The organism is Streptomyces sp. NPDC021115 (genome assembly GCF_044333065.1).
Taxonomy (GTDB): Bacteria; Actinomycetota; Actinomycetes; order Streptomycetales; family Streptomycetaceae; genus Streptomyces.
Window position 1 is genome coordinate 926,572 of record NZ_JBIRQF010000002.1, and the last position, 17,509, is coordinate 944,080.

The following is a 17,509-nucleotide window of genomic DNA, read 5'->3' on the forward strand; positions in this document are numbered from 1 at the left end:
CTCGTTCCGCGGACCCGTCACGGGACCGGCGGGACCGGTATCCCGTTCGCGGTGACCACACCCTGGAGCGCCACGGACACCGCCCTGAACTGGGCCGAGGCGGCCGCCGAGAGCTGGAGGGTGCCCACCGCGTTCAGAGTGGCCGCGGCGCCCGCGTTCAGGTTCAGCGAGCCACCGGCCCGGATGCCGACCTCGGCGCCCGCGCGAACGTTGACTCCCGCGCCGCCCCGGATGTTGACCGCGCCGCCACCGCGGATGTTCACCGCGCCCCCGGCCCGCAGGTCCAGGTTTCCGCCGCTCTTGACCTCGACGCCACGGGTGCCCTCGATCGACACCTCGCCCCTGCTGTTGATCGTCACGCTCGTCCGGGTCTGGTCCAGGTGGACGGTGAGCTTGCCGTTCCCCGTCTGCAATCGGATGCCCTGCTTGGGCGGGGTCTGCCGGTCCATCAGCTCCACGATGTGGCCGTTGCGCGAGGCGAGGCTGCGCCAGTTGACCCGGCCCCTGGTGCGGTCCACCGGCTGTATGCCATCGGGGTCGTCGGTCGGCTTGTCCTTCCCGTTGTACAGCCCGGCGAGGACGTACGGATGCTCCAGCGAACCGCGGTCGAACGCCACCAGCACCTCGTCCTCGACCTCCGGCAGCAGCAGCCCGCCGCCGCGCACACCGCCGAACTGGGCGACCCGGCACCAGTCGCTCTCGTACGTGTCGGAGAGCCATGGGAAACGCAGCTTGACGCGTCCCATCCGCAGCGGATCCATGATGTTGGTGACGATCGCGTTGACCACACCGGGAAGCGCTTGCGCCCCCTCGCTCCCGCCACCGCCCGAGGCCAGCCCGTACAGCGAACGGAACTGACGCCCCGTCACCGAGACCCAGGTCGTGTACGGGCTGCCACTGGCGAAGACGTGGCGCACACCGGTCGCCGTGTACTTGCCCTCGAACGGAAACCCCGCGCCGTTCAGCGCCACCGGGATGCCCGGCCGCAGATCCGGATTGCCGGTGACCGCCACCTCCAGCTCGGTGAACGACGACGCCACGTCCTCGGCCAGCGCCCGCGCCGCGTGCCCCACCTGGGACTGCGTCCCGTACGGCACGTCCGTGCCGACCAGCTCCGACTTCCCGAACCGGGCCGTGGCCTTGGCCGGGGTGAGGTCCGTACGTGCCTCCTGAGTGGTCCCCGCGCTCGCCTGACCCCGCAGCGGCCGCTTCGTCTTCACGTCCCAGCCCCGGACCCGCACCGTCCGCGTCTGCCCCGCGGAAGTCACCCCGACCCTGCTGTGCAGCTCGTTGGCGCCGAACTCCAGCACGTAGGGGCTCTTCGAGGACGGAGTGGAGTCGGACGGCGCGCCGGACGCGGACACCAGGTCCGTGAAGCACATCTTGCCCATGTTGTCGAAGTACAGATGCACGTCGTTCTCCTGCGCCAGCCGGCACAGGAAGTCCCAGTCCGTGATGTTGGGCTGGGTGGCCAGCTCGTACACCGACCGCGTGCTGTCGATGCGCCCCGTGGTCAGCCCGTTGCGCGCCGCGAGGCGGCGGGCGATGTCACCGGCGGTCATGTTGGGGTAGCCCTCGACCCGGCGGTTGCGCAGCAGCCGGTGCCCAGGGTCGAAGCCGCGCACCACCAGCGACCTGCCCATCCCGTCCTTGTCCACCTCCATCGCCGTGATGTCACCGGTGAGCATCGCCTTGCCCCGGCGCCCGTCGGTGACCGGGAACAGCGCCGCCTTCGCGCCCACGGAGATCTGCCGGAACGTCTTCAGCAGGTCCCTGCCGACGTCGCTGAAGGTGAGCTGGAAGGCCGAGGGCACGTTGACACTGGCGTCCACCCAGCCGTCGACCAGCAACCGCTCCAGCGCCTCCGGGAGCGGTGCGCCCTCCACCTCCACGTGCAGCACGCTGGTGTACGTCTTCTCGCTCATCGCGGTCGTCTTTCGTCTCTCGGTGTTCGGGCGTCGAGGGGGAACGGGGCCGGGATCATCCGCCGGTGTCGTCGATCGCGGGCAGCAGAAGTTCGGCGCCGGTCGTGAGGCGCATCGGGTCGTCGATCCCGTTCGCCTCCGCGATCACCCGCCACGCCGCCGCGTCCCCGTACTCCCGCCAGGCCAGCGACTGCAACGTGTCCCCGGCCACCACCCGGTGCACCCGCCGTGCGGACAGCGCCCCCGAGGTCGGGTTCTGCCCCTTCGTCGGCAGCGGCACTTCCGTCAGCGTCAGGTGGCAGGTCGCCCGCGTGGGCTCCCCGGTGGGGCTGAAGAGGGTGTACGTGGCGCTGACGCTGTCCACGTGCGCCACGAACTGCACGGTGTTGAACGAACCCCAGGAGAACCTGACCCACGGTGGCGAAGGGCGATTGGTCGACAGCGTCGGCGGATGAACCTCGCAGCACGACAAGAGCAGATCCACCTGCTTCTGCACCTTTGAGGACCCCGGCTTCGCCGAGGCGTCCAGGAACACCTCCAGCTCCAGCGACGCCGGTTGCGCGCCGACGAACTCCGGCGGCGCGCCGCGCGCGTAGCCCACGGACGGCTGGGCGCTCCAGGACGCCGACCGCGTCAACTGGAGCTGGCTCGGGTTGAACTGGAACTCCACCTGCCCGATCCGTCCGCCGATCCCGCCCGCGAGACTGGTCGGCGGCTGATGCACGGCGAGCGACGCACGGACCAGGCTGGCACCGCCGCCACGGGAGCCGATCGCGGGCATCAGGCCCCTCCGGCGTCGGTGAAGCCGTGGTGCGTGATCTCCAGCGTCTCGGTGGCCACGGCCGGGCTGGCCGGGTCCAGGGACGGCCCTTGCCAGCGGATCGGCAGCACATCCACCAGACCCCACTGGGCCACCAGCGAACCGTCCGCGCGCAACGCGGCGATCTGCGCGGTGGGCCGCTGCACCCCGGTCGCCACCGACGAGATCCACGCGGCCACCTTCGCGGTGTCGGGCGTGAGGGGACGGGTCAGCCGGATGGAGGAGAACGTCACCCGGGACGGGAGCTGCCAGACGAACCCGTTGTTGCCGCCTTCCTCCCGCTGCTCCACCTGCACCTCGGACGACAGGCCCTCGCAACCGTTGAACAGCCCGAGGTTCCGGCCGTCGATGGTCAGCTTGAAGTAGATGGTGGAGCCGGGGTCCTGGGTGGTGGTCATCGGTGGCTGTTTTCTCCGGGAGGTGGGTGGTGGACGGTGTGGCGGTTCAGCGGCGGGGGTCGCGCAGACGCCCCACCCGTTCGCGGTCGGTCCGCAACTCGGCCCGCAGCAGCCGGGACAACGGCCCGAGGAGCCGCCGCGCCAACTCGTCCAGCTCCGCCGGGGATTGCCCCCGTGCGGGTGCGGGTGCGGGTGCGGGTGCGGGTGCGGGTGCGGGTGCGGGTGCGGCGGGCCGGGCCGCCGATGACGTGGCGTGGCTCTGCGCGGGTGCGGGTGCGGCGGCAGGTGTCGGGGCGGGCGCGGGTGCGGCTTTCGGGGGTGGCGCGGTCCGCCGTTGCACCGGGGCAGGCGCGGGTGCAGGCGCGCCTGCCCCGGTTCCCGCCCTCGGCGCGGGCGCGGCGGTGGGCAGCGCGCCTCCGGCGGCTGCGCTCCGCCGCACGGCCGCCGGAGCCGCCGCTCCAGGGGCCGCCGCACGAGGCGCGGGGGACGAACGCGGGCCGGACGTCACCGGACCGGGCCGCACGACGGGCGCGGCGGTACGGGTACCGGCCTGCTCGGGCGAACCGGCCGGTCCTCGCGCCGCGTGGGGCCGCACGGCAGGGGGCGATGCGCCGCCCGGCGCATGCGACGACCGACCGGGCCCCGCGGGCGTCGCGGAGGGCGGTGCCGTCAGGGCACGTGCCGTCGCGAGCGGAGCGGACGGAGCCCGGCTCGGCGAAGCGGCGGATGCCGCCTCCGGTGTGCGTACGAGGCCCGGCACCCGGCTGAGCTGGACCGGCGGCGTGGCGGGGGACGCGGCCCTCGGGGCCGGGGCAGGGGCAGGGGCAGGGGCAGGGGTAGGGGCCGGGGAGGCGCGGTGCTGTGCCGTCACCGGCCGGGTGTTCTGCTTCGGTGCCCCGGGAGCGGGTTCGGCGGCGACGGGACCCCCCGACAGCGGTTGCTGACGGGGCGTCTCGGCCGTGGGAGGAGCCGACGCGGCCTCCGGCGGCGCCGGGGCGCTGGAGCGCGGCGCGCCGAGCCCCGCACGCCTGCGCTGGACGCGCGGCGCGGCAGCGGGACCCGCGGTGGCCGGGCCACTCCCCGGGGCCGTGTCCGTACGAGGCGGCGTCACCGGACCGGGCACCTGTCGGGCCGGGCCGGGCGGCGTGGCCCGCTGGATCGGGGCCTGCGCCGAAGGGTCCGTCCGCGGGGCCTGCGCCGAAGGGTCCGTCCGCGGGGCGTGCGTCGGCGGGTCCGTCCGCGGGGCCTCCTCAGCCGGGCTCGGCGACGGCGTGCCCGCGCGTGTCGAGGGCGTGGGAACGCCGCCCTCGGGCCTGGCCTTCGCCGTCGTCGTCGCCCGCTGCACCGGTTCGGCCGGTGGCGGTGCGGTGTTGGAGCCGCGGGGGTTCTCGGGGGTTGGGCCCGTGGCGGGAGTGCCCGTTGTACCCGTGTGGGCGGGGCTTGTTCCGACGGAGTCGCCTGCGGAGGGCGCCGCGGACTCTTGCGGCCGGGCGGTCGGTCGTGCCGTGGCCCGCTGGATCGGGGCCTGCGCCGGCGGGTTGGTCCGCGGGGCCTCCTCGCGCGGACTCGGCGACGGCGCGTCCGCGCCTGTCGAGGGCGTCGGAACGTTGCCTCCGAACCCGGACTTCGCCGTCGACGCGGCTGGTGGCGACGCTGCGTTCGGGCCATCCGGGCCGGGGTTCGCGGCAGCAGTCGCCCTGTCGGCGTTATCGGGCCTCGGGCCCGTGAAGGGAGTGCCCGCCGCGTCCGCGTGGGCGGGGCCCGTTCCGGCGCGGCCGCCCGCGGAGGGTTCCGCGGAGTGTTGCCGCTCGGCCTTCGGTGCTGCCGTGGCCCGCTGGACGGCGCCAAGCCGACGTTGCGTCACCTGACGTGGCGCGGTGGTCATGGAGGACCCGGGCGCGCGGGTGCCCGGTGCGCGGTGCGTCACCGGGGCGGTGGGCTCGCTGTGCCTCGGGGCTCCTGAGGCACGCGGTTCCCCGGAAGGAGTCGACGGCTCGATGCCGCTTGCGTCGCCCGTCTCTCGGCCATGGGCAGCCGCCCGGCCGCCCGTGGCGTCGCCCGGCGCGGCCGCGCGCTGCACGGGAGTGTCACCCGTTGCGGTCGCAGGCCGTGCGGTAGGACGCGCACTGCCCTGGGTGCTGGACGGTTGCGAGGTCCCTGTCCTGGCCGAGGCGGCACCCGGCCGGGCCGGGGACGCGCCGTCACGTTGCGATGGACCGCCGTGGCCGGGTGCGGAGCGGGGGTGTGCGGCAGGGGCGCCGCCGCCGCGGCTGTGTGCCGTGGCGGCCCCGGCCGTGGGCGGTGCCGTGTCGCCCGTTCCGTCGCCGGGCGCGGGTGTCCGCCGCACGGGGGTGTCGGCGGCGGTGGCTGACTGCCGTGTCGTCCGCCGGGCAGCTCCGGAGGGGGCACCCGGCCGCCGGGACGTGGGCGCGTCGGCACGTCGCGGTGCACCGCCGTGATCAGCAGCGGACCCGCTCGCGGCGGGGGCCGGGTCGCCCGCTCCGCTCCCCGGCGAGGGCGTGCGCTGCACCGGAGTGTCGCCCGTGGCGGCCGCGTGTGGTGTCGTCCGGCGGGCAGTCTCCTGGGTGGCAATCGGCCGCGGCGTACCGGCGGCGCCTGCCTGCGGCGGCTCGGCAGCGCGGCGCCGCACCATCGGCTGCCCCGTGCCCGGCAGGCCGGGGGCGGACGGGCCTGCGGCGGTGTCGCCGCCGCCGTCCCCCGAACCGGGGGGCGGGGCGACCGGCAGGGGTGGGGGCGGGACCTCGGAGGTGACCGGACTCGGGGTGAGCAGTCCGTGGACGATGCCCGACGGTGCCGTACGGGCGACCACATGGGCGGGCTCACTGCGGAACGAGGGGTTCTGGTGCGTGCTGAGCCGGGACGCGAAGTCCGGCGCCGAGACGGTCCGCGGCGTGCCGAGCACGCGCTGCACCGGACCTGCGGCGGCCCATTCACCCGTGGCGCGGTGGGGGCCGGAATCCCCGGCCGGGTGCTCAGCGGGCGGCCCCGCGTCGGCGATGTCAGCCGAGGGCGTGCCGTGCCGCAGGCTGTTCCATACGTCCCTGATGCCCATGATCACCGGCTCCCCTCGGCGGAGGCGCGGGCGACCAACGCAGTGGCCTGTTCCACGTACCGGCTCCGGTCGCGGTGTTCGAGGTCGAGGATGTCCCCCATGCCCCAGTGGAAGTGGTAGGCGAGGTACGCGACCTCCTCGTGGATGCGCTCGGCCGCGTACGTCACGATTCCCCCAGGCGGCTCCCGGCCAGCTCGACCTCGAAGGACTCCTCGCAGTGCGGGCAGGCCACGGCCGCGCGGGTGTGGCCCTCGGCGTTGATCTGCCGGTAGAAGTCCTGGAGGAACGCCAGGTCGGAAGCGAACATGTTCTCCACGGTGCCGTCGTGCACCACGGGGAGCGTGCCCAGCCGGGTGATGACCCGGCCGAGCAGCACCACGGACAGATAGGCGGGGTTCTCCTGCACCCGCACATCGCGCAGCGGGACCAGTTCGTCCCGCGCGGTGGCCAGGCGCATCGTCCCGGAGCGGTGGACGGTGCCGCTCTCGTCCAGGTAGCCGCGCGGGAGTTCGAAGGCGAACTCCGTCCGCAGGGAGTCCTGTTGGGCCGGGGCCTCGGCAGGGCCCGGATCGGCCGGAAGGTCCGGAGCGGAGGGGGCGGAGGGGGCGGCCGAGGCCGCCCCCTTGGGTGCCGAGCGACGCATCACTCGATGACCAGTTCTTCGAAGACGATCGTGACCTGCTCGGTGAGCGCGGAGGCGTCACCGGCCTTGACGCCACTGGCCTCGACCTTGCTGCACCAGGCGTTGCGCAGGTTGTACCGCTTCACCGGGGCGTTCTGGTAGTCCATCATGATGATGGAGGCGTTCTTCCGGGCGCTGCCCATGTTCCCCGAGATGGAGTTGTTGATCCACTGGGAGAACGCGGCGGAGGTCGTCATACCGCGCGTGACCGTGCACTCACCGGCCTTCTTCACGCCGGGCAGCTTCTTCGTGACGGGCTTGCCGTTGGCGGAGACCTGCTGGTATTCGATGACGTCCTGCTCGATGGACAGGCCGCTCACCTCCTGCAAGTACTCGACCATCACGCCGTCGATCTGCAGGCCGAAGTTGTGCGAGGTGAGGGCGTCACCGGGCTGGAGGGACATGCTGGGGCTTCCTCTGCTTCGTTGTGGGTGGGGCGGTGGGTGCGAACGGCTCGTCGGCCGTTACTCGTCGAGCTCGCCGCCGCCACCGGAGAACTGGGCCAGCCGGAAGACCACGAACTCGGCGGGCTTCACCGGCGCGATGCCGATCTCGCAGACCACCCGGCCCACGTCGACGGACTCCTGCGGGTTGGTCTCCTCGTCGCACTTGACGTAGAACGCCTCTTCCGGGCTCGCCCCGAACAGCGCGCCCTCGCGCCACTCGTTCACCAGGAACGCGGAGATGTTGCGCCGGATCCGGGCCCACAGCGCCTGGTCGTTGGGCTCGAACACCACCCACTGGGTGCCGACGAGGATCGACTCCTCCAGGTAGTTGAAGTAGCGGCGCACGTTCAGGTAGCGCCAGGCCGGGTCCGAGGAGAGCGTGCGCGCGCCCCAGATGCGGATGCCGCGCCCCGCGAAGGCGCGGACGCAGTTCACACCGATGGGGTTGAGCAGGTCCTGCTCGCCGCGGGTGATCTGCAGTTCGAGGTCGACGGCGCCGCGCAGGATCTCGTTCGCCGGGGCCTTGTGCACACCGCGCTCGGAGTCGTTGCGCGCCCACACCCCGGCGATGTGGCCGCTCGGCGGGACGGTGCGGCCCTGACCCGTGGACGGGTCGAAGATGTTGATCCAGGGGTAGTAGAGGGCGGCGTACCGGGAGTCGTAGCCCGCGGTGTCCTGCCGCCACTCGCGGACCTGGCGCGCGTTGAGCCCGGGAGGCGGGTCGATGACGGCCATCCGGTCGCCCATCTGCTCACAGTGGGAGATCATCGCGAGCTGCACGGCCTTGACGGTGTCCAGGTCCAGGGCGCCGCTCTGGTAGGCCGCCATCAGGTCAGGGGCGGCGACCATGCTGATCTCGTCCAGGGCCTCCAGGCCGCCGAAGCCGGTGCGGTCGGTGGGGTCACCGATGTACCGGGACGCGCTCGCGCTCCCCTCCGGCGCGGGCGCGCCCCCGCGCGACGCGGTGGCGGGGGACTTCTCCTTGACGGGCGCGGCCAGGACGGTGCTCTGCGCGTCGGGCCGGGCGAGCTGCCCGCCCTGCGTGGCCTCTTCCACGGCGATGAGCTTGGAACGCTCCTTGACCTGGCTGACGACGTAGTTGCGCGAGGTCTTCTTCGCGCTCACCTCGAACGTCTCGGCCGTACGGTCACCGTCCTTGACGTTGAGCGTGAAGCGGTCCGCGGGCCCCTCCCCCTCGGGGTGCGCCACCTCGACGGTCAGCGAACCGTCGTCGCTCGCCGAACCGGCGGCCACGGCCGCCACCTTGAAGCCGCCGAGCGTGGCCGGCTCGCCCACCGTGATCTGCGCCGGGGCGTGTTCCGGGGCACGCTGGGACGCGGCAGGGCGCCCCTCCTGGGCACCCTGGTCGTCCGCGGAGCCGCCCACGCGGACCACGTACGCCGCGGAGCCGCCGTTGTTGAAGAAGCCGTAGACGGAGTGCGCCAGGTAGTACCCGTCCGTGAACTCGCCGAACGCCGCCACGTACTGGGACCAGTTGGTCACCAGCGTGGGCTCGTCGAGCGGGCCCTTCGGCGCCAGCCCGACGAAGGCGGCGACCGAGGTGCCCACCCCCTCGATGGGACGTGAGCCACCGGCGACCTCCTCGACGTAGACGCCGGGGGACAGGTACGTGGGCATGCGTGCTCCTCGAAGGACAAGGCGGTGTACGAGACTGCGCAGCCCAGCGTGGACGTTCGGCGGGCGCGGGGCGAGGTATGGGGGTGCAGGGCCCGGGGCGGCGGCGGGCGTCCCCGCGGTCCCCGCGGGCTTCCCGCGGTGCTTCCCCCGCGTGCGGTGACGGCGCCGTGTGCGCCTCCTAGCGTGCGGGGCGTGAGCATCTGGACTTCCCTGGAACCCGAATCCGCCCCGGTAGAGGCCGGTGGCAGCACCACGGTCACGCTGCGGCTGCGCAACACGGCGGACGTCGTCGAGGAGTACCGCGTCGTACCGGTGGGTGACCCGAGCCTGTGGTGCTCGGTGGAACCGGCCACGTTGCGGCTGTACCCGGGGGCGACGGGGAGTGTGGAGCTGACCTTCTCCCCGCCCCGTTCGCCCGAGGCCCACGCCGGCGCGAACCCGTACGGCGTGCAGATCGTGCCGACTGAGAACCCCGAGCTGACGACGGTGGTCGAGGGCAACCTCACCATCGCGCCGTTCGTGGAGGCGAAGGCGGAACTGCTGCCGCCCACCACCCGAGGCCGATTCCGGGCGAGGCCCAAGCTGGCGGTGGACAACTACGGCAACACCAAGCTGACCGCTTCCCTGTCCGGCCGGGACCAGGGCAGCGCCCTGGAGTTCGACGTACGTCCGGGCGCCGTGCAGATCGAGCCGGGCCGCGCGGCGTTCGTGAAGGTGGGGCTGCGGCCCTCGAACATCCTGTGGACGGGGCAGAAGGAGAGCCACGCCCTGACCGTCGCGGTGCAGCGGTCGGCCGCCACTCCGATCGACGTGGCGGGCACGTTCGTGCAGCGGCCGGTCTTCCCGCGCTGGCTGTTCGGGCTCGGCGCCTTCGCCCTGGTCCTCGCCGTGGCGTTCGTCGGCCTGTGGCTCTCGATCGACCGGACCCCCGCCAGCCAGGCCCGGCAGGTCGCCAGCGCGACGCACGAGCCCGTGCACGACGGCGGCGACAAGAGCGACGACGACGGCGGCGACAAGAGCGACGACAAGAGCGGCGACGAGAAGCAGGAGCTTCCGAAGACGCCCAAGACCACACCGCCGCCTCCCGCCGCTCCGCCGCCGGCCCCGGCCGCGCCCTCGGGTGGCGAGAAGAAGGAAGAGCAGCCCAGGACGGGCACGATCGTGGGTGTGACGTCGAAGCGGTGCATCGAGGTCCCCGGCAGCGCCGACCCAGAACGACTCCCGCAATTGCAGATCTTCGACTGCAAGCCGAAGGGTCCGGACGGGCAGAAGTGGACCATGGAGAAGAACGGCACCATCCGGTCGCTGGGCAAGTGCATGGACGCGGCCAACGGCAGCCGGGAGAACGGCACGGTCGTCCAGCTCGCCCGCTGCAACGGGGAGCCGGCCCAGCAGTTCCAGTACACCAAGGGACACACCTTGGTGAATCCGCAGTCGGGCAAGTGCGTGGACCCCACAGGGGGCAAGGACGACAACACGACGAAGCTCGAGCTGTGGGACTGCACCGGGCACGACAACCAGAAGTGGGACCTTCCCGCGTAATGCGCCCGGTCTCAGGGGATGTCCTGCCGGGCGCCCGTCGCGCCCGGCACGGCACCTCGCGGCCCCGCGCTCCGCGCCTCACCCATTCACCGCTGGGAGGTGCCCCCCCCGCACCGGACGCCGCTCGCTGATCCGGCCTGATCGACAAGGCACCCGCTCAGGGGCGGAGCCGGTACCGGGGCCCTCAGATATAGCCCTCGCGCAGCGCGTACGCCACGGCGTGCGCGCGGTTGCGCAGCAGCTGCCGCGTCATCATGTCGTGCAGCACACTCTTCACCGTGCGTTCCGAGTACGCCATCTTGGTCGCGATCTCCCGGGTCTCCAGGCCCTCTGCCACCAGCCGCAGCACATCGACCTCACGGGCGGTCAGGCCGGTCGCCGGGGCGGCCGTTCCCTGTGAGGCGCTGCGCTGGAGTTGCCCGAGCCGCTCCAGCAGCCGTCCGACGAGGTCAGGGGGAAGGTCGCCGTCCCCACGGTGGGCCGAGCGCGCCACGCGGGACAGGCGTTCCCCGGTCGCCTCGTGCCGCCACAGGACGGCGGACACTCCGCACTCCACCACGGTGAGCATTTCCGCTTCGCGCAGAGCGTGGGCGACGAGGACCACCCGTGTCCCGCTCCGGACCAGGCGGCGCAGTGTGCCGAGGGTCTCCTCGTCGACGGACTCCACCAGCAGCACCGTCACCGATGCGTCGCCTCGCGGGTTCACCTCGACGTCCGGCTGGTGGCGGATGAGTTCCACCGCTCCGGCCCGGGACACCGGGTCCGCGGCCTGGACCGCCACTTCGATGGGCGGTGATGTGACGTGTGTCGGCATCGCTTTCGTTCACTCTCCCCGTTTGGTGTGGTGTCTCACTCAGGTCGGGTCCCGTGGCCTGCGGGACACTGCCAGGCAACCACATGGTCAATGCAACGAGCAGGCAGTGCGACCGGCAGTCTGCGGCAGAACGCCGCCGATTACTGCCGGTCGGCGTGGGTATGCCCGGGGCGGCGTCATCTCCTCGCGTTAGAGTGACGAGAACTCACCTGTTCGGTGGACAAGAGCCGACGAGGGTGCCAGCAAGATGTCGCGACGGGGTGGATGAAGGACACATGGTCGGGCATGAACGCACAGGGGAGGACGGGGGAGCGAGGCGCGGGGAAGCGGAGGCGGCCCGCGCGCCCCTCGGTGATCTGGTCCGGGAGTGGCGTGAGGCCGTCGGTCTCACCCAGCGGGACCTCGCGGAGGAGGCGGGCGTCAGCGTCCGCGGGCTCCGCGACATCGAAGGCGGCCGCAGCCGCAGCCCCCAGCGGAGAACCCTGAGACAGCTGGCCGACGCGCTGGGCCTGGACGACCGCGAGTACCGCGCCCTGACGGGTCGGCGGAGCGCGCCGGACGCCCCCGGACCCGGCGGCCCCTGCACCCTGCCGGGCCGGTTCGCCGGCTTCACCGGCCGCACCGCCGAACTGCGCACCGTGCGCGACCTCGCCGAGCGCGCGTCCGGGGGCGCGCTCGCCGAGACGGCGGCCTGCGTCGTCTCGGGGCAGCCGGGAACCGGCAAGAGCACGCTGTCCGTACGGGCCGCCGAGGATGCCGCCCCGCTGTTCCCCGACGGACAGCTGGCGCTCGACCTCAGGGGCACGCGGGACGCGCCGCCGAGTCCCGAGCATCTGCTCGGCTCCCTGCTGCGCACCCTGGGACTGCCCGCCGGGCACATTCCCGCCGACGGGGCGGAGCGGGAAGCGCTGTACCGGTCCGTGACCCGCGAGCGGTCGGTCCTCGTCCTCCTCGACGACGCGGCGGACGAAGCCCAGGTGCGCCCCCTGCTGCCGGTGGGACCGCGCAGTCTCGCGCTGGTCACCTCCCGCCGGCCGCTCAGCGGTCTGCACGGTGTCGTCCGCCTGCGGCCCGGCCCGATGACCCCGGAGGAGTCCCTGGACCTGCTGCGCCAGGGTGTGGGCAGCGCCCGGCTGCGGGCCGAACCCGGCGCGGCCCGGGACCTCGCGGAGCTGTGCGGACATCTGCCCCTCGCGCTGCGCATCGTGTCCAACCGGCTCGCTGCGCGCCCCCCGTGGGGCCTGGCCCCGCTCGCCGACGAGCTGCGGGACGAGGGCCGGCGGCTGACCCGGCTGCGCTCCGGCGACCTGGCGGTCACCGCCGCCTTCGCGCGCTCCCGCCGCAAGCTCAGCCCGGGCACGCGGACCGTCTTCGACCGGCTCGGCCTCGTCCAGACGGCGAACTTCGGCGCCCGCGTGATCGCGGCGGCCTCCGGATGCGACCGGCGCGGCGCGGTGGCCGCGCTGGAAGAGCTGGCGGACCTGGGGCTCGTGGAGCCCGCAGCCACGTCCGGCCGGTACCGACTCCACGACCTGCTGCGTCTCTACGCCCGTGAACGGCTGGCCGAACCCGGCACCGCGGCCCTGCGCATGGCCTTACACGGCTATGTGCGGCGGCTGGTGGCGGCGGACAGGTCACGCGACGCCGACGCCGAGGAGATCGCACTCGCCCTCCGCTGGCTGAGACGGGAACAGGCGCGTCCCGGCGCGGCGGCTGACCCGCACGCCGTCGCCCCGCCCGTACCACCGGAGGGGCCCGGCGCCCTCCCGGAAGCGCGCGCCGCACCGGGCCCCGGACCGCCCCGTACGCGTGCCGCCGCCGGGCAGACACGGCCCGGGGCGTGCGGAGTCCACCGGACGAAGCCGCACCGCTGAGCGGTCTTCCCGGCGGTGGGCCGTCAGTACAGGGCGCCACCGCTCACGACGAGGCGTCCCGCCTTCCGGTACTCGCGCCGCGCGCCCTCCAGCACGTCGTCCGTGCTCAGCGCGGAACCCCGGGCGGCCGCGCGGTAGCCCGCGGTGACCGCCGCGCCGCGGATTCCGCCGCCCGCCAGCTCGAACTCGGCGGCGCAGCGCCGCAGTTCCAGATCCGGCGCGCACGGGGCGTCCTTGAGGAAGCCCTGCCACAGAGCGAGGCGGTGTTCGGCATCGGGGAACGGGAAGTCGACGACGAGATCGAGGCGCCGGGTGAACGCCTCGTCGATGTTCCCCCGGAAGTTGCTGGTGAGCACGGCGATGCCGTGGAAGGACTCCAGCCGCTGGAGCAGATACGCGCTCTCCAGGTTCGCGTACCGGTCGTGCGCGTCCTTCACCTCACCGCGCTTGCCGAACACCGCGTCCGCCTCGTCGAACAGCAGGACCGCATCGGTCCGGTCGGCCTCCGCGAAGACACGTTCGAGGTTCTTCTCGGTCTCGCCGATGTACTTGTCCACGAGCGCCGACAGGTCCACGACGTAGAGGTCCAGCCCCAGCTCGGCGGCCACCACCTCCGCCGAGAGCGTCTTCCCCGTGCCCGACTCGCCCGTGAACAGGGCCACCACACCGCGGCCGCGCCCGCCGCCCGGGCGCAGCCGCCACTCCCGCAGGACCCGTTCGCGGTGGCGCGCCCGGGACACCAGCTCGCGCAGCCGCTCCAGCGGCTCGTCGGGCAGCACCAGATCGGACCAGTCCACGCCGGGTTCCACGCGCCGGGCGTGGCGTTCGAGGGCGGGCGCGGACTGCTGGCGCGCCGCGCGCTGTACGTGGTCGGCGGTCAGCCGCCCGCCGTCCAGCGCGGCGAGCCCCCGGGCGGCCGTCACCGCCCGCCCGGCCCGTTCCGGGTCGAGGCGGTAGGCGGAGACGGCGGCCGCGAGGTCGAACCCGGCCGTCTCGTCAGCCGGGACCGCGTCCGCCCAGGCATCCGGGGCCGCCCCGGTGTCCGGGGCGTCGAAGGACGGTACGGGTACGGAGGTCCAGCCCGGGTCGAACGGATGCGGGCCGAACAGGACGACCGGAACCGGCGCCGCCGAGGGCCCGTCGGAGACGGTGCCGGGCGCTGCCTCGGCCCCGGCGTCCGGGGCGGCTTCGCCCGGCGCCGCCGCGCACAACGCCCGCACCAGCGCCCCCGCCTCCCTCGGAAGCGGCCCGGCCACCACACCCGCGCCCCGCAGCCGCGCCTCGCGCAGGAGCGGACCGGTCAGCCCCGCCACCGCGTCGGCGGACCGGGCGGACGGATCGAGGCGCAGTACGGGCAGCCCGGCGTCGTTCAGCGCCGTGATCGCCGGGCCGGACACGGCCGCGGGCCCGGCCTCGCGTACGTGGACCACCGCCGGGAGGTCCGCGGACGTCGCGGAGCCCTCGTCCCTGACCCGAACGGCCAGCCCGGCGAGCCGGGGAAAGAACTCACCGCCGGAATCACCCTGCCGCTCCCGCCCGGCGCCGGAAGCCTCCGACACCGCCACGGCGCCGAGCAGTTCGCCGGTCGGGGCGTCGTCCCCGAGCAGATGGGCGACCACCCGCTCCGGCACCCGCAAGCCCCGGCCGGGCAGCGGCCGGTCCTCGTCGGCGACGTCCAGCAGCTGGTGCCGCACCAGGGGAGCGGAGGGGTGGAAGCGCGCCCGGGCCGCGGCCGAGTGCGCGGGCAACCCGGCGAGTTCGACGGCGAGGGAGACGCAGGCGCGCCGGCGGCCCACGTCGTCGTTGAGATAGCCGTACAGGGGCTCCAGGGACCGGTCGACCTCGGGCGCGACGGCCACCAGCAGGATGTGCACATCCAGCGGCAGCAGCCCGAACCGCGCCGCCACCTCGGCCACCCGGTCACGTCCGGTCCGCTCCGGGGCCTGCCCGCGCAGCAGGGGTGCGTAGGCGTCCTCGTCCGCCACCTGTTCCCTGACCGGCGGCGCGTGGAGCAGATGGTGGGCCGCCTCCGGCGATACGTAGAGGCCCCGCATGGGGTCGTCCGCCGTCGGGTCGCCCTCGCCCCGCCGCGCCACGAGCGCCGCGATCCGCTCGCGCAGCAGCGCCAGCCGCGCCAGCAGCGGACCGGCCGGATCGGGACCCGCGGCGGCGGTCATGACAGCTCCCGGCGGGGGCCGGTGCGCAAGCCCGAGTCGTCCGGCGATCCGGTCGTGCTGCGGACCCGGACCCCTGCCTGCGTGACCGGAGGCGCGGCCTCGAACTCCGGCGACACCGGGAACGGGGTCGTCACGACCACGTCCAGGGACGGCTTCAACTCGCCTCCCAGCGCCGACCAGACGTCCGCGATGGACCGCGACTCCGCCGGCGGCACGGCCGCGCTCACCGGCACCGGGACGCCCAGCTCCGCCAGCACACCGCCCAGCGCCTCCGGCGGAAGGAACTCGTTGCGCAGCAGGCACCCCAGTACGGCCGACAGCAGCCGGTGTTCGTCCTGCGGGTTGGCCGTCCACGCCGTGACCAGGTAGGAGAGCCGGAACCACCGGTACGGGTGCCGGTGTTTGACCACGACGCCGCGGTCGTCCCGCAGCGCCACCGGGCCCCGCTCCCGGCGGGACAGCTCTTCCCGGATGTCGTAAAGATAGGCGTTGACCGCGGGTCCGGTGCGCCGTGCGGCCCACTCCCGGGTGGGCGCGTCCAAGACCAGTTCGGCGCCCGAACCCGAGAGGGGCGTCCGCAGGAGCCCGCGCAGCGCCTCGTCGATCTCATGGATCACGTGCTGCCGCTCCTCACGCCGGTGGTACGTCCTGCCCGCGGACCGTGGCACCGGCCCGTGGGCAGCCATCCTGCGTGTCATTCCGCGGGGTTCACCATGTGCGCGCGTTCCCCATCGGGGGCAGCGGCCGGTGTCCGCGCGGTCGGCTCACGTCGTCGTTTCGGCCGTGCGCACCGGGCGGCGGTCCTCGGCGCGTTGCAGGGCGCGGAAGTCGTCGAAGAAGCCGTAGCTCTGCGCGGGCTTCCCGCCCTCGCCCTCCTGGACGGTCAGGTTGGAGTACAGGCTGTTCAGCAGCCACGGCGGCTTCTTGGGCCCGAAGTCCTTCACCATCGCGGGCGCCTGCGCCACGCCGTAGGTGGCCACGGCGAGCTGTCCCGTGTCACGGAACTTCTGGACCTGGTTCCGCAGGAAGTGCTTGTGGGTCTCGTACCACGGGCTCATCGACAGGAAGTCGTGCCACTTCGTTTGTGTGAAGGGGTGCTCGGTCGCCTGCTTGATCACCTGCCACACCTTGGTGTCCGCGGGCAGCTTGTAGCGCCGGGCGAACTCGGCGGGGATGGTGTCGCTCATGTGCTCCTTCCACCACAGGACCAGGGAGAACTCGGTGACCAGGAACTTCTGGTCGTGGCGGAGCTTGGGAAGGATGTAGTCCAGGTACTTCTGCGAGTCCTCGATGGCGGCCACGTGCGGGTGGATGTCCACGCCCTCGATCTCCGGGGTCTTGCGGGTGAACTCCATCCAGCGATCGGTCGCCGACGTACGCCAGTCGGGCTTGTCGAGGTGGTTGAGGGAGCCCATGTACAGGCGGGTCCGGCAGCGCTCCCCGAAGTGCTTCTTGCGGTAGGCGATGACGTGCTGCGCGACCTTCTCGTAGAAGGCGTTCAGCGTTCCGTCGTCGTGGTCCTTCTTCAGGCTCTCGATGAAGGGCTCGTTGGCGAGCGCGAGGATGTCCGCCTTGTCCATGGCGGCGTCCAGCACCTTGTCCACCCGCGCCAGTTCGGCGTCCATGTCCGCGCTGTCCACGGCGGGCATCGGGCGGTGGTTGTAGGGGAACTTCAGCGACAGGACCGTGCCGTACCCCTGGTCGTGCGCGCTCAGGAGCGTCTTGACGGTGTCCTGTTCCCGGGCGGGGGTCTCGTCGAGGTCCGGCATGGGTACGAACCCGCGCAGCCAGCCCGCGGAGAGGCCCTCCAGCATGGAGAAGTCCATGGTGGAGGGGTCCTCGTTGAAGTTGGCCCCCAGCGCGCCGCTCGGGACGACGGCCTCGCGCTCGGATGTGTTCTCGCCGCTCTCGGACTTGCCGCTCCCGGTCTTGCCGCCGGTGTCCTTGCAGCCCGCTGTGAGGAGGGCCGCACCGGAGACACCCAGGAACCACCGGCGCGACAGCGGGCCCTGCTTTCCGGACGTCCTGGCCTCGACCGTGCGGTCGCTGTGCATGCGTGCGCTCCTGATTCGCCGTGTGTTCGTTCGTCCTGCGCCGACGGGCGCGGGGTCGTTCATTCG

Annotated in this window: 13 protein-coding genes; 2 read left to right on the top strand and 11 right to left on the bottom strand. The window is 73.3% G+C overall.

The annotated features are described in order from the left end of the window. Positions 1 to 17 precede the first annotated feature (17 nt). The 7 genes from ACH4TL_RS09800 to ACH4TL_RS09830 all read right to left on the bottom strand — a co-directional run bounded on the left by ACH4TL_RS09800 (position 18) and on the right by ACH4TL_RS09830 (position 8,982). On the bottom strand, positions 18 to 1,925 hold the full coding sequence (locus ACH4TL_RS09800) for a VgrG-related protein (RefSeq protein ID WP_398309260.1): 1,908 nt from the start codon (positions 1,923 to 1,925) through the stop codon (positions 18 to 20). Between the two features lie 55 nt (positions 1,926 to 1,980). Beyond that, a complete protein-coding gene (locus ACH4TL_RS09805) occupies positions 1,981 to 2,706 on the bottom strand; it encodes a peptidase M23 (RefSeq protein WP_398309257.1) in 726 nt (241 codons plus the stop codon). Then, positions 2,706 to 3,143 (bottom strand): phage tail protein, encoded by a 438-nt coding sequence (locus ACH4TL_RS09810; protein ID WP_398309254.1) that lies wholly within the window; start codon positions 3,141 to 3,143, stop codon positions 2,706 to 2,708. Before ACH4TL_RS09810 ends, ACH4TL_RS09805 begins: the two co-directional genes overlap by 1 nt. A 3,075-nt stretch (positions 3,144 to 6,218) precedes the next feature. Next, positions 6,219 to 6,383, bottom strand: coding sequence for a DUF6760 family protein (locus ACH4TL_RS09815; RefSeq protein WP_398309251.1), 165 nt, complete (start codon positions 6,381 to 6,383; stop codon positions 6,219 to 6,221). Beyond that, complete coding sequence (locus ACH4TL_RS09820) at positions 6,380 to 6,859, bottom strand: hypothetical protein (protein WP_398309248.1); 480 nt, start codon at positions 6,857 to 6,859, stop codon at positions 6,380 to 6,382. The genes ACH4TL_RS09815 and ACH4TL_RS09820 overlap by 4 nt, the downstream gene beginning before the upstream one ends. Continuing rightward, positions 6,859 to 7,302, bottom strand: a complete 444-nt coding sequence (locus ACH4TL_RS09825) for a phage tail protein (RefSeq protein WP_398309245.1) — start codon at positions 7,300 to 7,302, stop codon at positions 6,859 to 6,861. The genes ACH4TL_RS09820 and ACH4TL_RS09825 overlap by 1 nt, the downstream gene beginning before the upstream one ends. Positions 7,303 to 7,362: 60 nt before the next feature. Further along, a complete protein-coding gene (locus ACH4TL_RS09830; RefSeq protein WP_398309242.1) occupies positions 7,363 to 8,982 on the bottom strand; it encodes a phage tail sheath family protein in 1,620 nt (539 codons plus the stop codon). Between the two features lie 192 nt (positions 8,983 to 9,174). On the opposite strand from ACH4TL_RS09830, the gene ACH4TL_RS09835 reads away from it, so the two are divergent. Beyond that, positions 9,175 to 10,524 carry a ricin-type beta-trefoil lectin domain protein gene (locus tag ACH4TL_RS09835; RefSeq protein ID WP_398309239.1) on the top strand — a complete coding sequence of 450 codons (1,350 nt, stop codon included), beginning with the start codon at positions 9,175 to 9,177 and terminating at the stop codon, positions 10,522 to 10,524. A gap of 184 nt (positions 10,525 to 10,708) precedes the next feature. On the opposite strand, the gene ACH4TL_RS09840 is transcribed toward ACH4TL_RS09835, so the two are convergent. Further along, positions 10,709 to 11,338 (bottom strand): LuxR C-terminal-related transcriptional regulator, encoded by a 630-nt coding sequence (locus tag ACH4TL_RS09840; protein ID WP_398309236.1) that lies wholly within the window; start codon positions 11,336 to 11,338, stop codon positions 10,709 to 10,711. Between the two features lie 275 nt (positions 11,339 to 11,613). Here ACH4TL_RS09840 and ACH4TL_RS09845 point away from each other — a divergent pair, with 275 nt between their 5' ends. Beyond that, positions 11,614 to 13,212, top strand: a complete 1,599-nt coding sequence (locus tag ACH4TL_RS09845; RefSeq protein ID WP_398309233.1) for a helix-turn-helix domain-containing protein — start codon at positions 11,614 to 11,616, stop codon at positions 13,210 to 13,212. 23 nt (positions 13,213 to 13,235) lie between these two features. Here ACH4TL_RS09845 and ACH4TL_RS09850 read toward each other — a convergent pair whose 3' ends face one another. The 3 genes from ACH4TL_RS09850 to ACH4TL_RS09860 form a co-directional block, all read right to left on the bottom strand. Continuing rightward, on the bottom strand, positions 13,236 to 15,389 hold the full coding sequence (locus ACH4TL_RS09850; RefSeq protein WP_398309230.1) for an ATP-binding protein: 2,154 nt from the start codon (positions 15,387 to 15,389) through the stop codon (positions 13,236 to 13,238). Then, on the bottom strand, positions 15,386 to 16,006 hold the full coding sequence (locus ACH4TL_RS09855; protein WP_398309227.1) for a DUF4255 domain-containing protein: 621 nt from the start codon (positions 16,004 to 16,006) through the stop codon (positions 15,386 to 15,388). Before ACH4TL_RS09855 ends, ACH4TL_RS09850 begins: the two co-directional genes overlap by 4 nt. Before the next feature lie 147 nt (positions 16,007 to 16,153). Then, the gene (locus ACH4TL_RS09860) at positions 16,154 to 17,443 is read right to left on the bottom strand and encodes a hypothetical protein (protein WP_398309224.1); all 1,290 of its coding nucleotides are present in this window, start codon (positions 17,441 to 17,443) and stop codon (positions 16,154 to 16,156) included. Between the last annotated feature and the right edge of the window lie 66 nt (positions 17,444 to 17,509).

Coding starts and splice junctions, on each gene's coding strand:
- ACH4TL_RS09850 (WP_398309230.1), bottom strand. CDS start 15,389: ATGACCGCCGCCGCGGGTCCCGATCCGGCCGGTCCGCTGCTGGCGCGG.
- ACH4TL_RS09800 (WP_398309260.1), bottom strand. CDS start 1,925: ATGAGCGAGAAGACGTACACCAGCGTGCTGCACGTGGAGGTGGAGGGC.
- ACH4TL_RS09860 (WP_398309224.1), bottom strand. CDS start 17,443: ATGCACAGCGACCGCACGGTCGAGGCCAGGACGTCCGGAAAGCAGGGC.
- ACH4TL_RS09810 (WP_398309254.1), bottom strand. CDS start 3,143: ATGACCACCACCCAGGACCCCGGCTCCACCATCTACTTCAAGCTGACC.
- ACH4TL_RS09845 (WP_398309233.1), top strand. CDS start 11,614: ATGGTCGGGCATGAACGCACAGGGGAGGACGGGGGAGCGAGGCGCGGG.
- ACH4TL_RS09840 (WP_398309236.1), bottom strand. CDS start 11,338: ATGCCGACACACGTCACATCACCGCCCATCGAAGTGGCGGTCCAGGCC.
- ACH4TL_RS09830 (WP_398309242.1), bottom strand. CDS start 8,982: ATGCCCACGTACCTGTCCCCCGGCGTCTACGTCGAGGAGGTCGCCGGT.
- ACH4TL_RS09820 (WP_398309248.1), bottom strand. CDS start 6,859: ATGCGTCGCTCGGCACCCAAGGGGGCGGCCTCGGCCGCCCCCTCCGCC.
- ACH4TL_RS09825 (WP_398309245.1), bottom strand. CDS start 7,302: ATGTCCCTCCAGCCCGGTGACGCCCTCACCTCGCACAACTTCGGCCTG.
- ACH4TL_RS09805 (WP_398309257.1), bottom strand. CDS start 2,706: ATGCCCGCGATCGGCTCCCGTGGCGGCGGTGCCAGCCTGGTCCGTGCG.